The sequence below is a fragment of the Mycobacterium sp. NGS48 genome, from assembly GCF_059812585.1.
Genome location: NZ_JCALCY010000037.1, coordinates 1 through 3,424 on the forward strand (window position 1 = coordinate 1; position 3,424 = coordinate 3,424).

Sequence of the window (3,424 nt, forward strand, 5' to 3'; positions counted from 1 at the left end):
GGCCGGTGCATGTTGGCCAAGCAGCCGCCGCTCGATGAGATCAGCGCCGTAGCCGACGCCGCCGGTGGCCGAGAATCCGTCCGCCACCCGCCGTGCGCCTTCGGTCATCGACATCGCCTGCAGCACCTTGGATTTCAACCGCATCGGGCTTAGCCGCCGGGCAGCAAGGCGGGTTCCGCTGCGGGAGACCTCCACCCGTCGCGCCACCTCGAACTGGTCGCGGCCGTGCGGCACGACGCACACCGGCACAGCGCGCACAAGCGCCTTCTGGGTGGTCCCCATACCGCCGTGGGTAATCGCGCAGACCGCCCGATCCAACACGGCGCCGTGCGGCACGAACGCCTTGACGGTGGCGTTGGGCGGCGGTGTGATGCCGTTCGGGACGCCGGTGGGCAACGTGGCGACGACGTGTACGGGCTGATCGGCCAGTGCTTCGAGGGCGGTGAGTGCCAGCGCCGTATCGTCTTGACGTTCCGAGGAGTTGGAGACCAGCACGATGGGTGAGTCGATGTCGTCGAGCCATGGCGGCGGCTCATCTGCGAGGTCGAAGTCACAGGGACCGATCAGCTGGACTGAGCCACCCCAATCCGGGTGCGGGTATTCGAACGGCTCGCCGGTGGCGACCAGGACCAGCGATGCGCGCCGGGCGAATTCGTCGGCGGAACCGACCGGGACGGCGCCCGCGTCGGCGCGAACCTTGTTGAGCGGACCTAACATCGCCTTTTCCACCGCACCGAGCACAATCGGGCGCAGCGCCGCATTGCGTATCCGGCCGGCCAGGCCGGGCCACGGCCGCAGGCCCGGTCCGAACGGCGGCACATCGCGCGATGCCAGAAACGGAGTGTAGGGCCAGAACGTCAGCCACGGAACGTCCCCGGCGTCGGCGACCGCGGCGGCGCCCCAACAGTTGGTGTCGATGATCAACGCGTCCGGCGCGACGGTATCGATCGCGCCACGCAGGTCGCCAATTTCATGTGCCGCGCGCGCCGAGAAGGTGCCGCAGGCCAGTGTCAACGCGGCCCGCTGGTTGGAAGCCATCCAATCGGACATCACGATGTCCTCGATGCGTGGGTCGATGGCCTCAGTGGCGAATCCGGCTCGGCGGCCGGTGGGCACGCCCGCGGCCAGAGTGCGCAACACGACGCGGTGACCGCGCCGGCGGAGTTCGGCCAGCAACGCGCAGATCGGATACAGATGGCCCAACGCGGGCGAGGTGTACGCCAAAATAGTTGCCATTATGGCTCTTTCGTCGTGAGCGGTTCGAGCATCTCGCGCAGCGCGGCGATGGTCTCCTCGCAGTTCAGGCCCGAGTCGATGCGCAGCAGTTCCCAGGTGCGTAGATCGCATATTGCAACCAGCTGGGCCAGTCGCCGGGATCGTCCCGGCTCGCCGAGCGGGGCCAGCGCGTCGGGAAACACCGCCTGGCACCAGTCGCGGTGGTACCGCTTTCCGGCCGCCACCGCGTCGCCGACGGCAGAGGAGGCGGTGCGCTCGCCGAGCATCTTGATCATCAAGGGTCCCCACTCTTCGTAGTGCCGGACCAGATTGGTGACGATGTCGTCGAGGTGGTTCGGGACCGCGTCGCCGCGCCTGGTGTGGACTTCGGCAGCGAAGTGGGCTACGGCGGCGGCGAACACGGAATCCTTGTCGCCGAACCGGCGCAGGATGGTCTGCACCGTCACGCCGGAACGGGCGGCGATGTCGGCGAGGGTGATATCGGCGAACGCCTTGACCGCGACCAGCTCTTTAATCGCGATCAGGATGTTTTCGGCGGTTTGGGCCGCAGCGGCCGCCCGAGTGGTCATCCGATAGGGCCGCGCCATTTTCATGTTAATGATACTAACGCGAAAATGGCTCCGGTGGGTGCTTTGGCGACGGACGAACTTAAGCTGAAGCAATGACGACGGCTTCAGACGTCACCGAATTCGAGGCCTTACGGCCGCATCTGCTGACCGTCGCCTACCGGCTGGCCGGTACGTTCGCCGACGCCGAGGACATGGTGCAAGAGGCCTGGCTGCGCTGGGAGGGCACCGACGCCAAAATCGCGGACCTGCGAGCCTGGTTGACGACGGTGGTCAGCCGGCTGGCACTGGACCGGCTGCGCTCAGCGGCACACCGGCGGGAAAGCTATGTGGGCGAATGGTTGCCGGAGCCGGTGGTGACCGGATTCGATGACGCTGATCCGCTGGCAACGGTGGTGGCCAACGAGGACGCCCGGTTCGCGGCGATGGTGGTGCTGGAGCGGCTGGGACCCGACCAGCGGGTGGCGTTCGTGTTGCACGACGGGTTCGCGGTGCCGTTCGCCGAGGTCGCTGACGTGCTGGGAACCAGCGAGGCCGCCGCGCGGCAGTTGGCATCGCGGGCGCGCCGGGCAGTGGCCGACGCGCCGCCACCGAAACCGGACACCACCCACAACGAGGTGGTGGGCAAGCTGATGGCGGCGATCGCCGCCGGCGACCTGGCCGCCACCGTCGCCCTGCTGCATCCGGACGTGACGTTTACCGGCGACTCCAACCGCAGGGCGCCGACCGCTGCCCGGGTCATCCACGGACCGGACAAGGTGGCGCGTTTCGTGTTGGGTCTCGCGCAACGCTATGGACCCACCTTCGTCACCGCCAATCAGCTGGCGCTGGTCAACGGCGAGCTGGGCGCCTACACCTCAGGGTCCTCTGGTGAAGACGGCTATCAGGCGATGATGCCGCGGGTCACCGCGATGACGGTGCGCGACGGGAAGGTGTGTGCCATCTGGGATATCGCCAATCCGGACAAGTTCACCGGCTCTCCGCTGCGGGCTGGTTAAGCCACGGGACCCGGCAGGCGTCACCGGAATTGAAGCCCTGCTCGGTGATGCCCAGCGCCGAGTACATCCGGGCCCGCATGTTTTCCACACCGACCTGGTAGCTCAACTCGACCACGCCGGCATCCCCGAAGCGGGCCCGGAGATCGGCGACCTGCTCGTCGGTGATGGTGTGCGGGTCGGTGGTCATCGCGTCGGCATAGGCGATCGCGGCACGCTCGTCATCAGTGAAATGCGGGGAGGTGGCGTAGTTGTCGATGTCCTTGAGTCGCTCGATGTCGAGCCCCTCGAGGCGCTGGAGCATCGATCCGAAGTCGACGCACCAGGAGCACCCGATGGTCCGCGCGGTCCACAAGACGGCCAGCTCGCGCACACTTGCGGGCAGTTTGCGGGAGGCCGACTGCAGCATGGATTCGTGTACGGCGTTGGCGGCCAACAACCGTGGATGGTGGGCTGCGACGGTGAACGGCTCGGGGACCTCGCCGAAGCGCCGCTTGGCGTAGCGGTAGGCGGCGCGGATCCACAGCGGGGCCTTCTTCGGCGGCAGGGGCTCGATACGGGTTTTCTGTGTCATACCCGTCAGACGAGGCAGCCCCCGCGAACGTGACAAGTCCCGTCTCCCGCGAG

Annotated in this window: 4 protein-coding genes; 1 reads left to right on the forward strand and 3 read right to left on the reverse strand. The window is 67.5% G+C overall.

From position 1 onward, the window contains the following. Both AC5Y42_RS23515 and AC5Y42_RS23520 read right to left on the reverse strand, forming a co-directional pair. The coding region (locus AC5Y42_RS23515; protein WP_499900970.1) for a glycosyltransferase at window positions 1-1,236 on the reverse strand (1,236 nt) is incomplete at its 3' end. Further along, the gene (locus AC5Y42_RS23520; RefSeq protein WP_499900971.1) at window positions 1,236-1,829 is read right to left on the reverse strand and encodes a TetR/AcrR family transcriptional regulator; all 594 of its coding nucleotides are present in this window, start codon (window positions 1,827-1,829) and stop codon (window positions 1,236-1,238) included. The genes AC5Y42_RS23515 and AC5Y42_RS23520, both read right to left, overlap by 1 nt. Window positions 1,830-1,897: 68 nt before the next feature. On the opposite strand from AC5Y42_RS23520, the gene AC5Y42_RS23525 reads away from it, so the two are divergent. Then, window positions 1,898-2,800 (forward strand): sigma-70 family RNA polymerase sigma factor, encoded by a 903-nt coding sequence (locus AC5Y42_RS23525; protein WP_499900972.1) that lies wholly within the window; start codon window positions 1,898-1,900, stop codon window positions 2,798-2,800. On the opposite strand, the gene AC5Y42_RS23530 is transcribed toward AC5Y42_RS23525, so the two are convergent. Next, window positions 2,772-3,424 (reverse strand): carboxymuconolactone decarboxylase family protein (locus AC5Y42_RS23530; RefSeq protein ID WP_499900973.1); only part of this gene is annotated, 653 nt, incomplete at its 5' end. The two genes, AC5Y42_RS23525 and AC5Y42_RS23530, sit on opposite strands and share 29 nt — an antisense overlap.